Genomic DNA, 17,329 nt, shown 5'->3' with positions numbered 1-17,329 from the left:
GCTCCCCGCAGGAGGGCATGTTTCCTCACCCCCTCGAAAACAAGGACATTGCAACTATCTCCCTCGGCACGGACCCAATTTTTACTTCGCTTCGACCGAAACCGATCGCGCACGACGTGAATCCGTACGGCCCCCGGGAGGCGGAACCCTGCCTGCACTCCCGACGCAACGCCGAGTCCTATAGCCACGGCACAACCAACCGCCAGTGCTGGCGGGCTTCGTCAGCGCCGCTCCCCGGAGTTTGGCTCCATCGACTGCGTGGCGAAGAATCGACCGCTGCTTGGAACATGCGAACCGACCTAGATACGGCGCCGGTGCGAGTACACCTCATCGGCCTCATGGCGTGAATAGCTAGCGGTGTCACGCTGCGCAATCGTCGGCTATCCAGGACTGCCCTCCTTGGAGACGGCCGTTTTCCGGGAGTTCGTTCATTAGCACTTCAAAACTCGGTTTCTCCGGGAATCCGGTCGTGCTTCACAAGCGGGGCTTTCCAAAATTTCAGTACTGCCGAGAGCCTTGCCGCTGCACGCCCGCAGCACGGCTCTCAGCGCACGGAGAGGGAGCCGACGGCTACCTGGAGCCGTCAGCCGCATTCTCATAGCTGTCCTGCGCCCGCGCGTTTAGCGCGTACGGGTAGTCCCGTTCCCTTTCATTGAATGTGCGAATGCCCGGCGGACTCTCTTAGAGCCTGCCGGGCATTCGACAGCGTGGATTCTATCTTTTCAGGCTGCCCCGCGGAACGCGGTCACGTACCTGAATTTTCAGTGGCTGTTGTGCCCCACCGAGTAGGCCATAACCCACATGATGACGCCGATCATACCGATCACGATTCCGAGCGCGGTGATCCAGTAAGCGATTGGGAAACCGCCAAACGCGAGGGAAGCACCGACCGCACACACGAGGGGCGCCCAGCTGTAGGGAGCGAAGACGCCCTTGTGGCCGGCCTCTTCGTGGACTTCGGCGTTGTCGTCGTCTTGGGCACCGCCACCGAAGCGGCGCTCGCTCATCCATACGTAGATGGCGATCATCCAGCACATTGCTGCGAGAGCAAAGAGTGCAGGAACGCCGACCCACTCGATGCCGCCGGGATCGACGTTGAGGGTGAGGAGGGTGTAAACAACGCCGACGACAGCTACGAAGCAGCCGATGAGGGCAAAGATAATGACGTTGGCGCGCATTCTTACTTACCTCCGTGGGCGCTAACGAGGGCTATCTCGTCGCGGTTGACGTGGACCTGATCGATCGCGGCGACTTCCGGGAACTTCTGGTCGAAGGCCGGGCGTTCCGAGCGAATGCGCGGCAGCTCGACGAAGTTATGGCGCGGCGGCGGGCACGAGGTTGCCCACTCGAGGGAAGCGCCGTAGCCCCAAGGGTCGTTCACGGTGACTTTCTCGCCCTTCATGTGGGTGAGGATCACGTTAAGGAAGAACGGAAGAGTCGAGGCACCAAGGATGAAGGCGCCGATCGTGGAGAACTGATTCATCCACTGGAAACCGTCCTCGGAGAGGTAGTTCATGTAACGGCGCGGAGCACCTTCGACACCCATGAAGTGCTGGATAAGGAAGGTCATGTGGAAGCCGACGAGTAGGAGCCAGAAGTGCACCTTTGCGAGGTCTTCGCGGAGCTTGTAGCCGAACATCTTGGGCCACCAGAAGTAGAAGCCCGCGAACATTTCGAAGGCCACCGTGCCGAAGATGACGTAGTGGAAGTGCGCGACGACGAAGTAGGTGTCGCTCAGGTGGAAGTCGAGAACCGGGGTGGAGAGGATGACGCCGGTGAGGCCACCAAAGAGGAAGGTGGTCATGAAGCCGAGCGTGAACAGCATTGGCGATTCAAAGGTGAGGGAACCGCGCCACATGGTGCCGACCCAGTTGAAGAACTTCACGCCTGTGGGAACCGCGATCATCATGGTCATGAAGGCGAAGAAGTCGAGCATCACTGCGCCGGTTGTGAACATGTGGTGTGCCCACACGGTCACGGAGAGGGCAGCGATCGAGATCGTCGCATAGACGAGAGTCTTGTAGCCGAAGATGGGCTTGCGGCTGAAGACGGGGATGATTTCAGAGGCGATACCGAAGAACGGCAGTGCGAGAACGTAAACCTCGGGGTGGCCAAAGAACCAGAAGAGGTGCTGCCAGAGGATTGGCCCGCCGTTGGCAGGGTCAAAGATATTGGCGTCGAGCACGCGGTCAGCGCCGAGGGCGAAAAGCGCGGCTGCGAGCGGCGGGAAGACCATGAGGATGAGGATCGACGTGATGAGGACGTTCCACGTGAAGATCGGCATGCGGAACATGGTCATGCCGGGCATGCGCATTGTGATGATGGTCGTGATGAAGTTGACCGCACCGAGGATGGTGCCGAAGCCCTGCATGCACAAGCCGAAGGCCCACAGGTCGCCGCCGAGCCCCGGAGTAAAGGTTGTGTCGGAAAGCGGCGCGTAGGCGAACCAGCCGAAAGATGCCGCACCCTGCGGTGTAAGGAATCCGGCGCACGCAATGAGTGAGCCGAATCCGGTGAGCCAGTACGAGAACATATTCAGCCGCGGGAACGCCATGTCGACTGCACCGATTTGAAGCGGCAAAAGGTAGTTTGCGAAGCCGGCAAAGAGCGGTGTGCCGAACATGAGGAGCATGATCGTGCCGTGCATCGTGAACAGCTGGTTGTACTGCCCCTTGGACACGACCACCTGCAGGCCTGGCTCCCACAGTTCGGCACGAATGAGCAGTGCGAGCACGCCACCGAAGCAGAAGAAGAAAAAGGCGGTAGCCATGTACATGATGCCGATCGTCTTGTGATCGGTCGTGGTGAGCAGCTTGAAGAGCTGGTTGCCCTTCTTCGTCTCAGGCGTGGCCGGGGTGAAGCGGCTCGTGGTCTCTGCGGTTGTAGTGCTCACTTTTTGGCATCCTCACGACGGTTTTCGATGCGGCGGTCGGAATCGTCCTTCATGTTCCAGGACTTTTGGAGGCGGTTGAGGTCGTTCGACAGCTGACCCGTGTTCCCCTTCGCGCGCAGCTCTTCCATGTGCGCTTCGAACTCTTGCTTGGAGACAACCTTGACGTTGAAGAGCATGTCGGAGTGGAACTCACCGCACAGCTCGGCGCATTTGCCGGCGTAGGTGCCTTCGATCTGCGGGGTCACCTGGAAGGCGGTGGTGTGACCGGGGAACATGTCTTTCTTGTAGAGGAAGTCCACGACCCAGAACGAGTGGATGACGTCGCGCGAGTCGAGCTGGAACTCAACGGTTTCGCCAACGGGAAGGTAAAGAGTGGGGAGATCTTCAGCGGCGCCTTCTTCGCCAGTGCGGAAGGACTGGACGCCTGGATCTTCGTGGACATCTGCGTCAACGTAGTTGAAATCCCAGCTCCACTGCTTCGCAACGACGTTGACGGTGACATCCGGGTTCGGGTCGAGACGTTCGATCTCGGAGATGTCACGCTGCGTGAAGTAGAAGAGGGTCATGATCATGATGACCGGAATGAGCGTGAACGTCAGCTCGATCGGAACGTGATAGCGCAGCTGGACGGGGAAGCCCTTGTCGCCCTTCTTGCGGCGGTAGGCGATGGCACACCAGAAGATCAAGCCCCACACGAGAAGGCCGACGGCGAGGAGGGTAATCCACGAACCGGTCCACATTGTGATGATGCGGTCTGTCTGGTTCGTGATCTGGTGAGTGGTGTCACCGGGGAGGAATCCTCGCTGCTGCTCTTCCGTGCAGCCCACGAGAGCAAGCGCCGTCAGGGCAAAGGCGGCGATGGCCTTCGGCATTCGGCGGCTGCGTTCCGGGGTTTGGGGGATCACAGGCTGACCTTCCATGTATCGCGTGGCGAATCGGTTGTGGGGAGATTCGCTCTCGATTGTGCGGTTGTTTCTGGCTACCTCGCTCCCGGCGTGGCACGGGGTGTGCACACTAATCGGGACGAGAGTCCTTAGTCATCATACGCGACTTGCCACCAAATGTTGCCTTCACCGTCGCTTTTTGCAGATTCCGTGGGGTTTGCTCAGTCACGTTTGGGCCGCTCGGGACGGGCAAGCAGGTCCAGCGCGAGGTTTTGGGTCCGACGGATGCCCGATTAACGCGCGAGTGGGCCACCGCGTGCGCGGCAGCCCACTCGCGAACTGAACGAACGAGCGCGTTTAGGCGAAGGAGTCTCCGCATGCGCACGAGCTCGACGCATTGGGGTTGTCGATCGTGAAGCCCTGCTTCTCGATGGTGTCGGAGAAGTCGATCGTTGCTCCCGACAGGAACGGGATCGAATTCCTGTCGACAACGACCTCGACGCCGTTGAAGTCAACGGTCGCATCGCCCTCAAGGAGACGTTCATCGAAGTAGAGCTGATAGATGAGCCCCGAGCAGCCGCCAGGCTGAACGGCGATACGAAGGCGCAGGTCATCGCGACCTTCTTGCGCGAGAAGCTGTTTCACCTTGTCGGATGCAACCTCGGTGAGGGTCACACCGTGTGCGGGAACAGCTTTAGTTGCGGTGTCGGTCATTGGTCCTCCGTGGTGGTCCGGTATGTCACGTGTGCGTCAAAGCCTACGCGGTTTCTTTCGGTTCGAGCTCGGCGGCGCCGAGCAGGATGAGTGCTTCAGCGACGCAGACGCGTTCGAAGTCGCCGAGGTGGAGCGACTCGTCGACGCCGTGGGCGCGCGAATCCGGGTCTTCAACACCGGTCACGAGCACATCCGCATTCGGGAACAGCTCGAGAAGATCGGAGATGAAGGGGATCGAGCCGCCAAGGCCCGTATCGACGGGTTCGACGCCCCACGAGTCATGAAACGCGCGGCGAGCCAGATCCATTCCCGCGCTGCTCGCGGGCGCAAGGAATGGTTTGCCGGCATCGACGGGCGTGAAGGTGACCTTCGCGGCGGCCGGTGTGTGGGCTTCAACGTGCTTTCTAAGAACCTCGGTGGCGTGTGCGGGGTCTTCGCCAGGCGCAATGCGCACGCTGACCTTCGCGCGAGCCTTCGATACGAGCGTGTTCGAGGCTTGCTGCACGGCCGGCGCGTCGATGCCGATGACCGAGATCGCGGGCTTCGTCCACAGGCGCGAGGTGATCGATCCGTCGCCGGCGAGCGGCAGCCCTTCGGGGACACCGGCGTCGCGGCGGAAGTCCGCTTCGTCCATGTCAACTTCGGGGGCATCGGCCACGTGAAGACCGTCGACGGCGATCGTGCCGTCTTCGTTGTGGAAGGTCGTGAGGACGCGCGAAAGCTGGGTAAGAGCATCGATCACGGGTCCACCGAACATGCCCGAGTGCACGGAGTAGTCGAGAACCTGAACGTCAAGCTCGAAGGCAACAACGCCGCGAAGGCTCGTCGTGAGGGCGGGGCGGCCGACGGCCCAGTTCGAGGAGTCGGCGACGACGATGATGTCGCTGCGCATGATGTCCTGGTGCTTTTCGAGGAACGGGCGGAAGGTCTCGCTGCCGTATTCCTCTTCACCTTCCACAAACACGACGATGCCGACGCCGGATTCTTCGAGCTCGTCCTTGAGCGCACGCAGGGCGGTCACGTGGGCCATAACGCCGGCCTTGTCGTCGGCAGCGCCGCGGCCGTACAGGCGGCCGTTGCGCTCGGTCGCTTCAAACGGCGGAGTTGTCCATTCGGATTCATCGCCGACGGGCTGCACGTCGTGGTGGGCGTACAGCATGACCGTCGGCTTACCTGGCTTCGCGGGACGTCGCGCGAGAACGGCCGGCGCGCCGCCCTCGACGGATTCGATGCTTACCTCGGGCATACCGGCATCCTTGAGGAGCGCGGCTACTTTTTCGGCACTAGCCCTCACGTGCGACTGGTCGTAACCGTCAAAAGCGATCGAGGGAATCGCGACGAGCGCCGTGAGGTCCTCGAGTGCTTGCGGTTGAAGGGCTTTGACCTTCTCATTGATTGCGTCGACGCTGAGCGACATTCCTCTTCTCCTTCCGCGCCGCTGGCGCGTTAATGGTCTTTGCTCCACCGTATCCCTGCAACCGTCGGAATTCCTCACGAAACCCCGTGCCTACTGTGCGTGTCCGGGCGCCGGGAGTCTAGAATTGGATGGGTGAATACCGACACGACTTCCGCTAACTCCGCCAGCCCTGCCCCAGCCGAGCATTCTGCGACGACCCCGAAGAAGGGGCGCCCGACCCGCTCGCGTAAGGACGCCCAGGCTGCGCGCCGCACGCCGCTCGTTCCGAAGGATCGCAAGGAGGCGAAGCGCCGTTCTAAGCAGAAGGACCGCGCGGCGGCCAATCGCGAGCACCAGGCTCTCCTCACCGGCGATGAGGCGCACTACCCCGTACAGCACCGTGGTGCCGATCGCCGACTCGTGCGTGACGTCGTCGACTCGCGCCATAACGTCGCCGAGTACTTCTTGCCACTGGCCCTGATCGCGATGCTGTTCCCCTTCGTGATGCAGCTCATCGACCCGGTAAAGTTCCAGGTCGTTTCGATTGTGTTCCTCGCCGTGCTGTGGGCAGGCATCATCGTCGTGGTGATCGATACGTTCCTCGTGCGGCGCAAAATCCGCAAGGCACTCATGGAACGGTTCGGCGTGGTCCCGGCCGGAATGGTGTCGTACGGGCTCCTTCGCTCAACGAACATCCGCCCGTGGCGCATGCCGAAACCGCAGATCAAGCATGGCGAGGACCCTCGTCCGTAGATTTTCTTCGCCCATGGGAAAGCCCCCGGCCCGAACATGTCGTTCGGTAACCGGGGGCTTTGTGCAGGGCCGGGTTACTTGGCGGTGTCCGACGGCTGCTCGGCCTTCGCCGAGTCCTTATCCTTTGCCTTCTTCTCCGGCTTGAAGTCCACGCCCGCTTCCTTACGCTGCTGCGGCGTGATGGGCGCCGGGGCTGCCGTCAGCGGGTCGTAACCGTTACCGGTCTTCGGGAAGGCGATGACATCGCGGATCGAGTCGGTCTTCGCGAGGATCGACACGATGCGATCCCAGCCGAACGCGATGCCGCCGTGGGGCGGCGCACCGAACTTGAACGCCTCGAGGAGGAAGCCGAACTTCTCCTGCGCTTCTTCTTCGCTGATGCCCATCAGTGCGAAGACGCGCTGCTGGACGTCGGCCTGGTGGATACGAATCGAGCCGCCGCCAATCTCGTTGCCGTTGCACACGATGTCGTAGCCGTAGCTGAGCGCCGAGCCAGGGTCGGTGTCAAACGTGTCAAGGAACTCAGGCTTCGGGGACGTGAAGGCGTGGTGAACGGCGGTCCATTCGCCGTGACCAACCGCGACGTCGCCGGCCGCTTCGGCGTCGCCGGCGGGCTCGAACATGGGCGCATCCACGACCCACACGAAAGCGAACTCGTCGGGGTTGATCAGCCCGAGGCGGTCGCCAATCTCGTTGCGCACGGCGCCAAGAAGGGCGCGCGAGCTCTTGGCCTCGCCGGCTGCGAAGAACACGCAGTCGCCCGCACTCGCGCCCACCTTCTCGGCGAGGCCGGACTTCTCATCATCAGAGAGGTTCTTGGCGACGGGGCCGCCAAGTGAGCCATCTTCTTGGAAGAGAACGTAAGCGAGGCCCTTCGCGCCGCGCTGCTTCGCGAATTCCTGCCACGCATCGAGCGTGCGGCGGGGCTGTGAAGCGCCACCTTTCATGACGATCGCGCCAACGTACGGCGCTTGGAACACGCGGAACGGCGTGTCCTTGAAGAACTCGGTCATCTCGGTGATTTCGAGATCGAAACGGAGGTCTGGCTTATCGGAGCCGTAGCGGGCCATCGATTCGTGGTAGGTGATGCGCTTGATCGGCGTTTCAATGTCGTAGCCGATTTGCTTCCACACGTTCACGAGAATCTTCTCGGCAAGCGCGATCACGTCTTCCTGATCAGCGAAGCTCATTTCGACGTCAAGCTGCGTGAACTCGGGCTGGCGGTCGGCGCGGAAGTCTTCGTCGCGGTAGCAGCGAGCGAGCTGGAAGTAGCGTTCCATGCCGCCCACCATGAGCAGCTGCTTGAAAAGCTGCGGCGACTGCGGAAGTGCGTACCACGATCCGGGAGCGAGGCGTGCCGGGACGAGGAAGTCGCGCGCCCCCTCGGGGGTCGAGCGGGTAAGGGTTGGCGTTTCGATCTCGACGAAGTCTTCGTTGAGGAGCACCTCGCGCGCGGCCTGATTGACTTTCGAGCGCAGGCGCAACGCATATGCCGTTTCCGCACGGCGCATGTCGAGGTAGCGGTAGCGCAAGCGAGCTTCCTCGCCCACCTCACTGTGCTCATCGAGCTGGAACGGGAGCGCAGCGGCGGGGTTGAGCACCTCAACCTCGGATGCGATGACCTCGATGTCGCCCGTGGGAAGAGCCGGGTTTTCGTTACCTTCGGGGCGGCGCTCGACCTTTCCCGTGACCTTGAGCACGAACTCGTTTCGCAAGTGATGCGCATCTTCTTCGCGAACAACGACCTGCGACACCCCCGAAGCATCACGCAGATCGAGGAAGGCCACACCGCCGTGGTCACGGCGCCTTCCAATCCAGCCGGCGAGAGTGACGTCCTGGCCGATGTGATCTGCCCTCAGATCACCGGCGCGGTGGGTGCGAAGCATGAAGATTCCTTTGACTTCGGGGTGGTCGGTCGTGTGCGGCGCATGCATGCGCGGGCACCGTAAGGGTGCGGTGCGCTCGGCGATCAGCCGCAATCCGCACCAGTTTAGCGCGCACGGCTAGCGAGTGCAGTCCGACGGTTGCCGCTCAACCGTCGGACCTGCCCCAAATCTCTTTGTCGTCTACCCCTGCCCGACACTTTGCCCCTTCCTCCGATGTCTCCTCCCCTCCAGCGAACTCCAACTCCCCCAGCCCATCTCTCCCATTCTTCCTCCCCTCCAGCCGCACCCCTTGCCCCTTTCTTCCGTCTCTCCTCCCCTCTAACTGCACTCTCAACTCCCCTGCCCGTCTCTCCTCGCTCCTTGGGTCGCCCCTGTCTCCGTTCCACGCCGCTCCCGCAACGAAAGTGGTGATTTTTGGCGTAAAGGACCTGATAAGCATCGTGAGGCGGCGATTTTTCACCACTTTCACCGAATCTTCTGGGGCGATAGGAACGAGGCGGCCCCAGGGACGAGAGGGGTTGGGGCCCAAGTGGGGGGAGCGAGGGCGAGCGGGGGAAAGCAATGGGCGAGCAGCAAGAGCAAGAGGTGATGCAAGAGAAATGGGGCCAAAAGCCACACGAACAATGCGCGAGGCCAGTAGAGAAATCTTGCGGAGGTGACCATTGTCGCGCCCTTCCCCCTCCCCTTGCGCCCCTGTTTTCCGTAAGCTGGTTCCAGCACGTGTGAGCGCCATGTGGGCGCGATGAGGACTTAGCGCCGATCCGGACGGCGCATTTTTTGTGCGGGATTCCCGCGGGGACGTGCTCGACAAGATGAGGGGCCGATGAGCGGCCCGAAAATGTTCACGTGCGTATTCCGGGGCGGGCGTGTGTGATGGCCCGGAAGGACCCGAATAATGACGACCGACAACCACAACGACACGGAAATCGCCCTGGAAAACCGCGAAGAAATCGCGGAAGCGCTCGAAATGGATGGCATGGCGCAGGCCGGTACAGACGCCGCCGACGGCGGCACGGATACAGACGCCCCCGAAGAAACAAGCAACGACGAGCGCATGCGCTTCGATGAACTCGGCCTTCCGCCGGAGCTTCTCGCGGCCGTCCACGACCTCGGGTTCACGCATCCCTCCCCCATCCAAGAGCGCGCCATTCCCGCACTGCTCGAAGGGCGAAGCGTCCTCGGCGTCGCCCAGACCGGTACGGGTAAAACCGCTGCGTTCGGTCTGCCGCTGCTCGCTGAAATCCGAGCATCGAATCGCTCTACTCAGGGACTCGTTCTTGCCCCAACGCGAGAGCTCGCCATGCAGGTGGCCGATGCAATCCAGTCCTTCGCCGCGAAGCTCGATGGTGTGAACGTCGTGAGTGTGTATGGCGGCGCCCCGTACGGCCCGCAGGAAAGAGCGCTCGAGCGCGGCGCCCATGTCATTGTCGGCACGCCCGGGCGCGTCATCGACCATCTCAAGCGCGGCAATATCGTGCTCGACGACCTGTCGACACTCGTGCTGGACGAGGCCGATGAAATGCTCCGCATGGGCTTCGCCGAGGACGTCGACGAAATCCTCGGTTTCGCCCCGAAGCAGAAGCGCATGGCACTTTTCAGCGCAACCATGCCTCCCGCGATTAAGCGCGTTGCGGAGGAGCACATGCCCGATGCGGTCAGCGTCGCCGTCGCCCGACAGTCGACGACCGTCACAAGCGTCGACCAGAAGTACGCGGTCGTGCCGTTCCGCCACAAGACGGGCGCCCTCACCCGCATCGTTGAGACAACGGATGCCGATGCCACGATCGTGTTTGTGCGCACGCGTAGCGCGGCCGAAGAAGTAGGAACGGCGCTCATTGCTCGCGGCATCGTGGCTGCGACCATCTCGGGCGACGTCCCACAAAAGGAGCGCGAGCGTATCGTCGAGCGCCTGCGCGACGGTTCACTCACGGTCCTCGTCGCGACCGACGTTGCCGCCCGAGGTCTAGACGTCGAACGCATCGGCCTCGTGGTCAATTTTGACATTCCCTCAGAACCCGAGGCGTACGTCCACCGCATTGGCCGCACTGGCCGCGCTGGCCGCACCGGGCAGGCGATCACTTTCGTCGCACCTCACGAAAAGCGAAAGCTGCGCAACATCGAGCGCACGACTCGTCAGGAACTCGAGGAAGTGCAGATCCCCTCACCGCTCGACGTCTCGCGCCACAAGATGAAAAAGGTGCTGAGTGAGGTACCCGCGCGTCTCGAGAAGGGACGCCTCAACCTCTACTACGACCTCCTCAACGAGTTCTTGAGCGAAAACAATGTCTCGATTGAACAGGTAGCAGCGGCGCTCGGTGCGATGACGGTCGGCGACGACGGCCCACGCGCGAGCGATGATGAGTTCACGGGTGCAAGCTTCCGCGATAAGGGAGCCAAGGGCGATCGCAAAGATCGTGGCGATCGGGGAGATCGCAACCGCGGCGAGAAGCGCTCACGCCGCACGAGTGCTGGCTTCACGACCTACCGCATCGCAGTCGGTAAGAATAATGGCGTGCGCCCGCAGGCAATCGTTGGAGCAATCGCCGGCGAGGGCGGACTCAATGGTCAGGATGTCGGCAAGATCGATCTCTTCCCCTCGTTCTCGCTCGTCGAGCTTCGCGATGGCGTCGACGAGGCAGCGCTCGCGCGCATTGGCCGCGCGCGCGTGGGTGGCAAGCCGATGCGTATTCAGGTCGATCAGGGTCCAAAGAAGGGCGGAAAATTCAAGACCCGCAAGGGCAAGCGATTCGAGGACCGCGGCGCAAAGAAGTCCAATCGCTGGTAAAGCGGCGAGACTTCTCACAGCTTCTCCCTTGCCAACCTTTACAGGCGCGCCTTGGGCGTCCACGGTAGAGGGAGCCGCAGATTGTATGCACGCATAGATACAGTGCGTTGTCGCGGCGCTCGATTCCCCCTCGCGCCACGAAAGGACTGGCATGGACGATCCCGCACCCATCGCACAGGAGCGCTTTGCCCGTGAAGCCGAACGAGACAGCGCCATCCAACAGGACCGCGCCTTCCTCGGCCACCCGCGCGGCCTCGCGACGCTCTTCGGCCTTGAGATCTGGGAAAGGTTCTCCTACTTAGGTTTCCAGGCGATCCTCGCCCTCTACTTCGCCGATGCCGTCGCTAATGGCGGCATGGGCTTTGAGGAAGGCGTCGCCTCGAGCATCGTCGCCGCCTATGGCGCGCTCGTGTACCTGCTATCGATCGTGGGGGCGTGGATTGCCGACCGAATTATCGGCACCTACCGCACGGTGCTTTTTGGCGGCATCATCATTGCTGCCGGGCACATCTTCATGGGTATCCCCGCGTCCTTCTCGACATGGCTCGGCCTAGCCCTGATCGTCCTCGGCACAGGTCTGCTCAAACCGAATGTCTCCACGAAGGTTGGGGAGCTCTACTCGAGCGAGGATGAGCGCCGCGACGCCGGGTTCTCGATCTACTACTCAGGCATCAACATCGGCGCATTTCTTGGCCCGATCATCGCGGGCTGGCTTGGCCAGGAGGTTGGCTGGCACTGGGGGTTCGCGGCCGCTGCCGTCGGTATGTTCGCGGGCGTCATTCAATATGTTGTGGGCTCGAAGAACCTCGCGGGTAACGAGGCGGCAGCACGCATCCGCGCCGCCTTCCGTGCTGACCGCGGTTTCTGGGCAACAATCGGGCTCATTGTGGCCGCCGTGATCGCCGCAGCTCTTTTCACGATCCTCGCAGAGGACGGCATCAACGCGCTCGTGAACGTCATCTCGATCGTGAGCGCGATCGTTCCGATCGTCATGCTCCTGCTCATGGCCCGCTCCCCCAAGGTCACGAAGGCCGAGCGCGCGAACCTTATGCCGTATTCACTCCTGCTCATTGCCCTGGTCGCGTACAACCTCATGTACTTCCAAACGGGCAATACGCTCAACTTCATGGCGCTCAACCGCACCGAGAACTCGCTGTTTGGCTGGGGCTACCCCTCGACGTGGTACATCTCCCTCACCGCGATCGTCGAAATCATCATGGGCCCGGTTCTCGCACTCCTGTGGGTCAAGCTCGGTAAGCGCCAGCCTCACGTTGCGGCGAAAGTTGGCCTCGGCACCGTGTTCGGTGGCGCCGCCTTCCTCGTCGTAGCGCTTGGAGCGAGTGTGAGCGGCGAGGCCGCGATGCTCTCTGCGATCTGGCTCGTGATCTGTTACATCTTCCTTGGACTCGGCGATCTCGTGCTGCAAACGAGCGGCATGAGCGCGACGACAAAGCTCGCTCCACGAGCATTCGCATCTCAGACGATGGCCGTGTGGTTTGCCGCGATGGCTCTCTCGCAGGGGATCCAAGCGCAAATCGTGAAGGTCTTCGACTACGACAACGCCGCTCTCTACTTCGGTATTCAGGGTGCCCTTGTCGTGGCCTACGGCGTGTTCCTCATGGCCATCACGCCCTGGCTGAAGAAGCGCATGACTCTTGTGGGATAGACCCCTCCACCGCTAGCTCGAAAGGAGTACAGCTCGTTCATGAAATACATCGACGACTTCCCCTATGACGTAAAAATCGTGGAGGATTGGATCCCTCTCGCCGACGGCACGAAGCTGTGGATGAAAGCTTTCATGCCCGTCACCGATGAGAAGGTTCCCGCCCTGCTCGAATACCTTCCGTACCGCGCGGGTGACTGGACGGCGCCTCGCGACCACGAACGCCACCCTTACTACGCGGGACACGGTTACGCATCGATCCGCGTAGATATTCGCGGCCACGGTAACTCTGACGGCGTGCCCGGCGACGAGTACGACGAGCAAGAACTAAGCGATGGCGAAGAGGTTCTCGCGTGGATCGCCGAGCAGGAGTGGTGCACCGGTGATGTGGGCATGTTCGGCATTTCGTGGGGCGGCTTTAACTCGCTCCAGCTTGCCGCCCGTAAGCCGCCGCAGCTCAAGGCAATCGTCACCACATGCTCGACAGATGATCGGTATGACAATGACGTGCACTATCTCGGCGGCTCTATGCTCGCGGTGGACATGCACGCGTGGGCGGCGACGATGCTCGCGTTCGAGTCACGCCCGTCTGATCCGCGCGTGGTGGGCGATCAGTGGAAGGACCAGTGGCTCGATCGTCTGAACAAGATGGAACCGTACATCGACGAGTGGATGCGCCACCAAACGCGCGACGAGTATTGGAAGCACGGATCCGCCTGCGAAGACTACGACAATATCGATGCGGCAGTTTTCGCGGTCGGTGGCTGGTTCGATCCGTACCGCGACACGGTTCTTCGCCTGTGCGAGAACCTCACTTCGCGCGGGAAGAGCGTGAAGGGCCTCATCGGTCCGTGGTCGCACCAGTACCCGGATCGCGACTTGCGCCCCGGCCCTCACATCGACTTCCTCGGGGAAACGCTCCGCTTTTGGGATCTTCATCTCAAGGGGAAGCAAACCGGCTTCGATGAGGAACCGCTGCTTCGCGCGTGGATGCTCGATTCGATGCGCCCGAGTTCGGTCTATGACGAAGTTGGCGGCACGTGGGTGGCCGAGGAATCGTGGAACACTGATGAGCGCCCCAAGGAACGCTTCTCTTTCGCGTCGGCGAACGCACTCCCGGCTGCGGAGCGTTCGGGTAGTGAAATCCGTGTCAAGAGCCCGCAGGATACGGGTATGAGCGCGGGCCGCTACTTCCCCTTTGGCAACTCGGGTGACCTCCCCACCGATCAGCGCGTCGATGACGCAAAGAGCGTGTGCTTCGACTTCGTACTCGATACTGATGTGCGCATTCTCGGTAACGCCGCTCTTCGCTTGCGTGTGAAGTCGGCTCATGCGAAAGGGCAGGCCTACGTTCGCTTGACCGACGTCGCCCCGGATGGCTCCTCCACTCTTGTCACGCGCGGGAACATGAACTTCTCCGCTCGCGAGGGACGCGATAAAGCCGTTGAGATGCCCAGTGATCAGTGGGTGGATCTCGACATTCCCCTCACGGGAATCGGCTACGTGCTGCCAAAGGGTCACACTCTTCGCGTCGCCATCTCGAGCGCGTACTGGCCGTGGGTGTGGCCGCAACCGGGGGCCGACGGTTTCTCGGTCGACATCGACGGAAGCTTCCTCGAGGTTCCCGTGCGCGAAAAGCCAGTGGAGGGTTCTGAGGCGGCATCGCGCGACGCAGCCGTCGGTTTCGCCGAAGCCGTTCAACCCACTCCCCTCGACGTCGAGTATCCCGAAGCGGGTAGGGCGGGTTCAGCTCGGCCCGAAAGGCTTGTTCAGCAGGACGTCGTGAAGCGCCAGACGATGCTGCAGGTTGACCCGGCCTACGGTGGCACCCGCGTGTACCCCGATGGCCTGCACTATGACGAGGACACGGTGGAGCGCTACTGGATTAGGTGGGATGATCCACTTTCGGCGCGCACCGAGGCTGTCTGGAATGTGGGCCTTAGGCGTCCGGATCTCGGCTGGGATGTGTCGCTCACGGCAACGACGCGAATCTCGTGTACCGCGGAGGTTTTCACCACCGAGTCGATCGTGGAGTGCCGCGATGGAGATGAGACAGTGTTTGAGAAACGCTGGAGCGAGGAGATCCCGAGGATCGCTTCGTAAGTACTTTTCTCCTGCCCACAAGCGGCGTCACCGCACGAAGGTGGCGCCGCTTTCGCGTGCCAGCTTTGCTAGCTGCTCAGCTGCGAGACGCGTTGCCGCGAGATCCCGAGGATCGTACCAATATCCTCCTGGCTAAGGCCGTCGGCTCGCATTTTTCTGATGATCGAACGGCGGATTTCCGAGGCCATTTTTGCCGCTGCCTCCGCTTCTGCGCTTGCGTGGTCGGCTCCGCGTTTAGCGTCGTCGTACTCGGTTACCACGCGCACCTCTCGCCCGGTGTGACCGGCATCCGCGAGAGCGCGCTGCACGAGGGGCGTAATCTGCGCGAACGTACGAGCACGGACTCGGATGCTCTCGCCGCCTATCGAGAGGGTCGCATCCCACTCTCGTCCGCTTCGCGTGGCCTTGACCTCGATCGCCATCGATTCGTCTCCTTTCGCTTACCCGGCACCACAATGATGCCACGTCCTCTTGCACGTCTATCGCAACCACTCCTAGCACATTGGGGGCATTAAGGAGGGTATGACGCGACCGGTAGAGTGGAGGCATCACCCCAACCGAGAAGGAGGCGCCCATGACCCCGCCGAAGTATGCCCAGGCGTTCCCGAGCGCGACCGCCGAGCAGAACATCACCGCCGCCAACGCTCGAGTCGAGGCGCGAATCGCAGGTAAGGGTGCGATCACTCCCCCTCAGTTCGCAACGCTCCTTCAGGCGTGGCGGCTCGAGAAGCTCGCGTGAGAGGCAAAGGCACCATGAGCACATATCTCTCCCCGGAAGGGCTGCGCGGCAAAGTCGCCTTCGTGACGGGCGCGTCCGGCGCACTTGGTTCCGACGCCGCCCGGGCCCTCAGCGCCCGCGGAGTTCGGCTCGCTCTCCTGGGCCGCAACACCGACAAGCTCGAGACTCTCGCCCGCGAGCTCGGTGGCCCTGAGAAGGCTCTCGCGATCGAGATGAACGTGCGCAACCTCGCCTCGGTCGAGGCTGCGGCGAAGAGCGCCGCCGACCATTTTGGCGGCATCGATATCCTCGTCGCCGGCGCAGGCATGGTGACGACTGAACTGGTCGAGGACTACTCGGCGACAGGCTTCGTGGATGACGTTGACACCAACCTCAACGGGGTATGGCGCACCATTAAGGCCACGCTCCCCTATATTCGCGAAGCGAAGGGGCACGTGTGCATCATTGCGTCCCTCGCCTCGTTCATTCACATGCCGGAGATGTCCGCATATTCAGCCTCGAAGGCCGGAGTGCTCGCGCTCGCTAATTCAGTCAGGCTTGAGCTCGATGGAAGCGGAGTGAGCGTCGGAACCATTCACCCCTCGTTCTTCGAGTCTGCTCTCGGGGATGCGCTCACCACCTCTCCGCTCCTGAATCGCGCAAGCGGTAACTTCGGCGGGCTCTTCACCCCGATCAAACGCGAGGACGTCGTTGCCGCGATCGTCAAAAACATCGAGCGTCGCTCACGGGTTGTGGTGCTACCGAAGGCGTTTTCGGCCCTCGCCCTCGTACCTGGTCTCGGCCAGCGCGTAATCGAACCGTATCTCACGCACAATCTTCGAAAAACGGCTCAGAAACTCTCGCGTTAGCGGGCGATCCCCCAGCTCTCAAGGGTCTGATCAACCATTCCGTGACGCCAACGGGCGCCCTAAGCCTCCAGCTCCGGCTCCTCCGCTCGGGCCTGCTCGAACACCTCTTTGGCGGCGCCAAGGTTGACGAGCCCAATGACGATGCCCACCGCGACGTCGGGGAGAACCGAAGGCCACACGAGGGTGAGAAGGCCTGCCGCAATGATGAGGACGTTCGCGAGCACATCGTTGCGGGCGGCGAGCCATGCGCCGCGCACGAGAGCATTGTGACCCGCGCGCAGGCGCACGAGGAGCACGGCACAGCAAGCGTTAATCACGAGCGCTGCAAGGGCTGTTCCGGAAAGCGCAAACGGTTCCGGCGGCAGCCCCGTGAGGAGCTTGTGAATCGCCATCGCGAACGCTGCGCCCGCGGGAATAAGGATGAGCCCTGCGAGCGCGTAGGAGGCTTTCCGTCTGCTCTCCAGCGGCCATGCGAGGGCGAGGAGAACGAGGGAGTTGATGAGGAAATCCTCGAGAAAGTCTGCCGCATCGGCGAGCAGAGAGGCGGAGCCGATCGCGAAGGCGAGTATCGCCTCGCCGAGGCAGCCGGCAAGGTTGAAGAGCGCAACGATGAGTATTATTCGACGCGCACGAGCGTCAAGCTCCGGTGTATTCACGGCCTCTCC

16 protein-coding genes are annotated in these 17,329 nt (G+C 62.0%); 7 read left to right on the top strand and 9 right to left on the bottom strand.

Annotation, left to right across the window (positions count from 1 at the left end; all coding sequences use genetic code 11):
• Positions 1-17 precede the first annotated feature (17 nt).
• On the top strand, positions 18-347 hold the full coding sequence (locus HMPREF3176_RS04190; RefSeq protein WP_070458517.1) for a hypothetical protein: 330 nt from the start codon (positions 18-20) through the stop codon (positions 345-347).
• A gap of 414 nt (positions 348-761) precedes the next feature.
• Here the strand turns inward: HMPREF3176_RS04190 and HMPREF3176_RS04185 are convergent, their stop codons facing one another.
• The 5 genes from HMPREF3176_RS04185 to HMPREF3176_RS04165 all read right to left on the bottom strand — a co-directional run bounded on the left by HMPREF3176_RS04185 (position 762) and on the right by HMPREF3176_RS04165 (position 5,908).
• Positions 762-1,178 (bottom strand): aa3-type cytochrome oxidase subunit IV, encoded by a 417-nt coding sequence (locus HMPREF3176_RS04185; protein ID WP_070458513.1) that lies wholly within the window; start codon positions 1,176-1,178, stop codon positions 762-764.
• A 2-nt stretch (positions 1,179-1,180) separates the two neighbouring features.
• Positions 1,181-2,893, bottom strand: coding sequence for an aa3-type cytochrome oxidase subunit I (gene ctaD, locus HMPREF3176_RS04180; protein ID WP_070458512.1), 1,713 nt, complete (start codon positions 2,891-2,893; stop codon positions 1,181-1,183).
• Positions 2,890-3,798 (bottom strand): aa3-type cytochrome oxidase subunit II, encoded by a 909-nt coding sequence (coxB, locus tag HMPREF3176_RS04175; RefSeq protein WP_016664695.1) that lies wholly within the window; start codon positions 3,796-3,798, stop codon positions 2,890-2,892. Before coxB ends, ctaD begins: the two co-directional genes overlap by 4 nt.
• Before the next feature lie 336 nt (positions 3,799-4,134).
• The gene (locus tag HMPREF3176_RS04170; RefSeq protein WP_070458509.1) at positions 4,135-4,491 is read right to left on the bottom strand and encodes a HesB/IscA family protein; all 357 of its coding nucleotides are present in this window, start codon (positions 4,489-4,491) and stop codon (positions 4,135-4,137) included.
• A 43-nt stretch (positions 4,492-4,534) separates the two neighbouring features.
• Positions 4,535-5,908, bottom strand: a complete 1,374-nt coding sequence (locus tag HMPREF3176_RS04165) for a dipeptidase (protein ID WP_070458506.1) — start codon at positions 5,906-5,908, stop codon at positions 4,535-4,537.
• Between the two features lie 132 nt (positions 5,909-6,040).
• On the opposite strand from HMPREF3176_RS04165, the gene HMPREF3176_RS04160 reads away from it, so the two are divergent.
• Complete coding sequence (locus HMPREF3176_RS04160) at positions 6,041-6,640, top strand: DUF3043 domain-containing protein (protein WP_016664698.1); 600 nt, start codon at positions 6,041-6,043, stop codon at positions 6,638-6,640.
• Between the two features lie 74 nt (positions 6,641-6,714).
• Here HMPREF3176_RS04160 and aspS read toward each other — a convergent pair whose 3' ends face one another.
• Positions 6,715-8,526: an aspartate--tRNA ligase gene (gene aspS, locus HMPREF3176_RS04155; RefSeq protein ID WP_070458503.1), complete on the bottom strand. Its 1,812-nt coding sequence runs from the start codon at positions 8,524-8,526 to the stop codon at positions 6,715-6,717.
• Between the two features lie 145 nt (positions 8,527-8,671).
• Complete coding sequence (locus HMPREF3176_RS10330; RefSeq protein ID WP_168161943.1) at positions 8,672-8,989, bottom strand: hypothetical protein; 318 nt, start codon at positions 8,987-8,989, stop codon at positions 8,672-8,674.
• A 432-nt stretch (positions 8,990-9,421) separates the two neighbouring features.
• Between HMPREF3176_RS10330 and HMPREF3176_RS04140 the strand changes: the two genes are divergently transcribed.
• From HMPREF3176_RS04140 to HMPREF3176_RS04130, 3 genes are all read left to right on the top strand, one after another.
• A complete protein-coding gene (locus tag HMPREF3176_RS04140; RefSeq protein ID WP_070458496.1) occupies positions 9,422-11,311 on the top strand; it encodes a DEAD/DEAH box helicase in 1,890 nt (629 codons plus the stop codon).
• A gap of 151 nt (positions 11,312-11,462) precedes the next feature.
• Positions 11,463-12,977 (top strand): peptide MFS transporter, encoded by a 1,515-nt coding sequence (locus tag HMPREF3176_RS04135; RefSeq protein ID WP_246826654.1) that lies wholly within the window; start codon positions 11,463-11,465, stop codon positions 12,975-12,977.
• Positions 12,978-13,016: 39 nt separating this feature from the next.
• Entirely contained in the window at positions 13,017-15,077 is a 2,061-nt protein-coding gene (locus HMPREF3176_RS04130; protein ID WP_070458493.1) for a CocE/NonD family hydrolase, read from the top strand.
• A gap of 68 nt (positions 15,078-15,145) precedes the next feature.
• Here the strand turns inward: HMPREF3176_RS04130 and HMPREF3176_RS04125 are convergent, their stop codons facing one another.
• A complete protein-coding gene (locus tag HMPREF3176_RS04125; RefSeq protein ID WP_070458491.1) occupies positions 15,146-15,499 on the bottom strand; it encodes a sigma factor-like helix-turn-helix DNA-binding protein in 354 nt (117 codons plus the stop codon).
• Positions 15,500-15,651: 152 nt separating this feature from the next.
• Between HMPREF3176_RS04125 and HMPREF3176_RS10325 the strand changes: the two genes are divergently transcribed.
• Both HMPREF3176_RS10325 and HMPREF3176_RS04120 read left to right on the top strand, forming a co-directional pair.
• On the top strand, positions 15,652-15,816 hold the full coding sequence (locus HMPREF3176_RS10325) for a hypothetical protein (RefSeq protein WP_016664704.1): 165 nt from the start codon (positions 15,652-15,654) through the stop codon (positions 15,814-15,816).
• Positions 15,817-15,830: 14 nt separating this feature from the next.
• Positions 15,831-16,664 carry an SDR family NAD(P)-dependent oxidoreductase gene (locus HMPREF3176_RS04120; protein ID WP_070458489.1) on the top strand — a complete coding sequence of 278 codons (834 nt, stop codon included), beginning with the start codon at positions 15,831-15,833 and terminating at the stop codon, positions 16,662-16,664.
• Between the two features lie 59 nt (positions 16,665-16,723).
• On the opposite strand, the gene HMPREF3176_RS04115 is transcribed toward HMPREF3176_RS04120, so the two are convergent.
• On the bottom strand, positions 16,724-17,320 hold the full coding sequence (locus HMPREF3176_RS04115; RefSeq protein WP_246826652.1) for a cation diffusion facilitator family transporter: 597 nt from the start codon (positions 17,318-17,320) through the stop codon (positions 16,724-16,726).
• Positions 17,321-17,329: the final 9 nt, after the last annotated feature.

The sequence above is a fragment of the Dermabacter sp. HMSC08H10 genome (genome assembly GCF_001807585.1).
Lineage (GTDB): Bacteria > Actinomycetota > Actinomycetes > Actinomycetales > Dermabacteraceae > Dermabacter > Dermabacter hominis.
This window is presented reverse-complemented; position numbering and strand designations above follow the sequence as displayed.

Excerpts from the sequence above, each read along its gene's own strand:
- HMPREF3176_RS04190 (WP_070458517.1), top strand. The coding sequence starts at position 18 with ATGTTTCCTCACCCCCTCGAAAACAAGGACATTGCAACTATCTCCCTC.
- HMPREF3176_RS04185 (WP_070458513.1), bottom strand. The coding sequence starts at position 1,178 with ATGCGCGCCAACGTCATTATCTTTGCCCTCATCGGCTGCTTCGTAGCT.
- HMPREF3176_RS04170 (WP_070458509.1), bottom strand. The coding sequence starts at position 4,491 with ATGACCGACACCGCAACTAAAGCTGTTCCCGCACACGGTGTGACCCTC.
- HMPREF3176_RS04165 (WP_070458506.1), bottom strand. The coding sequence starts at position 5,908 with ATGTCGCTCAGCGTCGACGCAATCAATGAGAAGGTCAAAGCCCTTCAA.
- aspS (WP_070458503.1), bottom strand. The coding sequence starts at position 8,526 with ATGCTTCGCACCCACCGCGCCGGTGATCTGAGGGCAGATCACATCGGC.
- HMPREF3176_RS04140 (WP_070458496.1), top strand. The coding sequence starts at position 9,422 with ATGACGACCGACAACCACAACGACACGGAAATCGCCCTGGAAAACCGC.
- HMPREF3176_RS04135 (WP_246826654.1), top strand. The coding sequence starts at position 11,463 with ATGGACGATCCCGCACCCATCGCACAGGAGCGCTTTGCCCGTGAAGCC.
- HMPREF3176_RS04130 (WP_070458493.1), top strand. The coding sequence starts at position 13,017 with ATGAAATACATCGACGACTTCCCCTATGACGTAAAAATCGTGGAGGAT.
- HMPREF3176_RS04125 (WP_070458491.1), bottom strand. The coding sequence starts at position 15,499 with ATGGCGATCGAGGTCAAGGCCACGCGAAGCGGACGAGAGTGGGATGCG.
- HMPREF3176_RS10325 (WP_016664704.1), top strand. The coding sequence starts at position 15,652 with ATGACCCCGCCGAAGTATGCCCAGGCGTTCCCGAGCGCGACCGCCGAG.
- HMPREF3176_RS04120 (WP_070458489.1), top strand. The coding sequence starts at position 15,831 with ATGAGCACATATCTCTCCCCGGAAGGGCTGCGCGGCAAAGTCGCCTTC.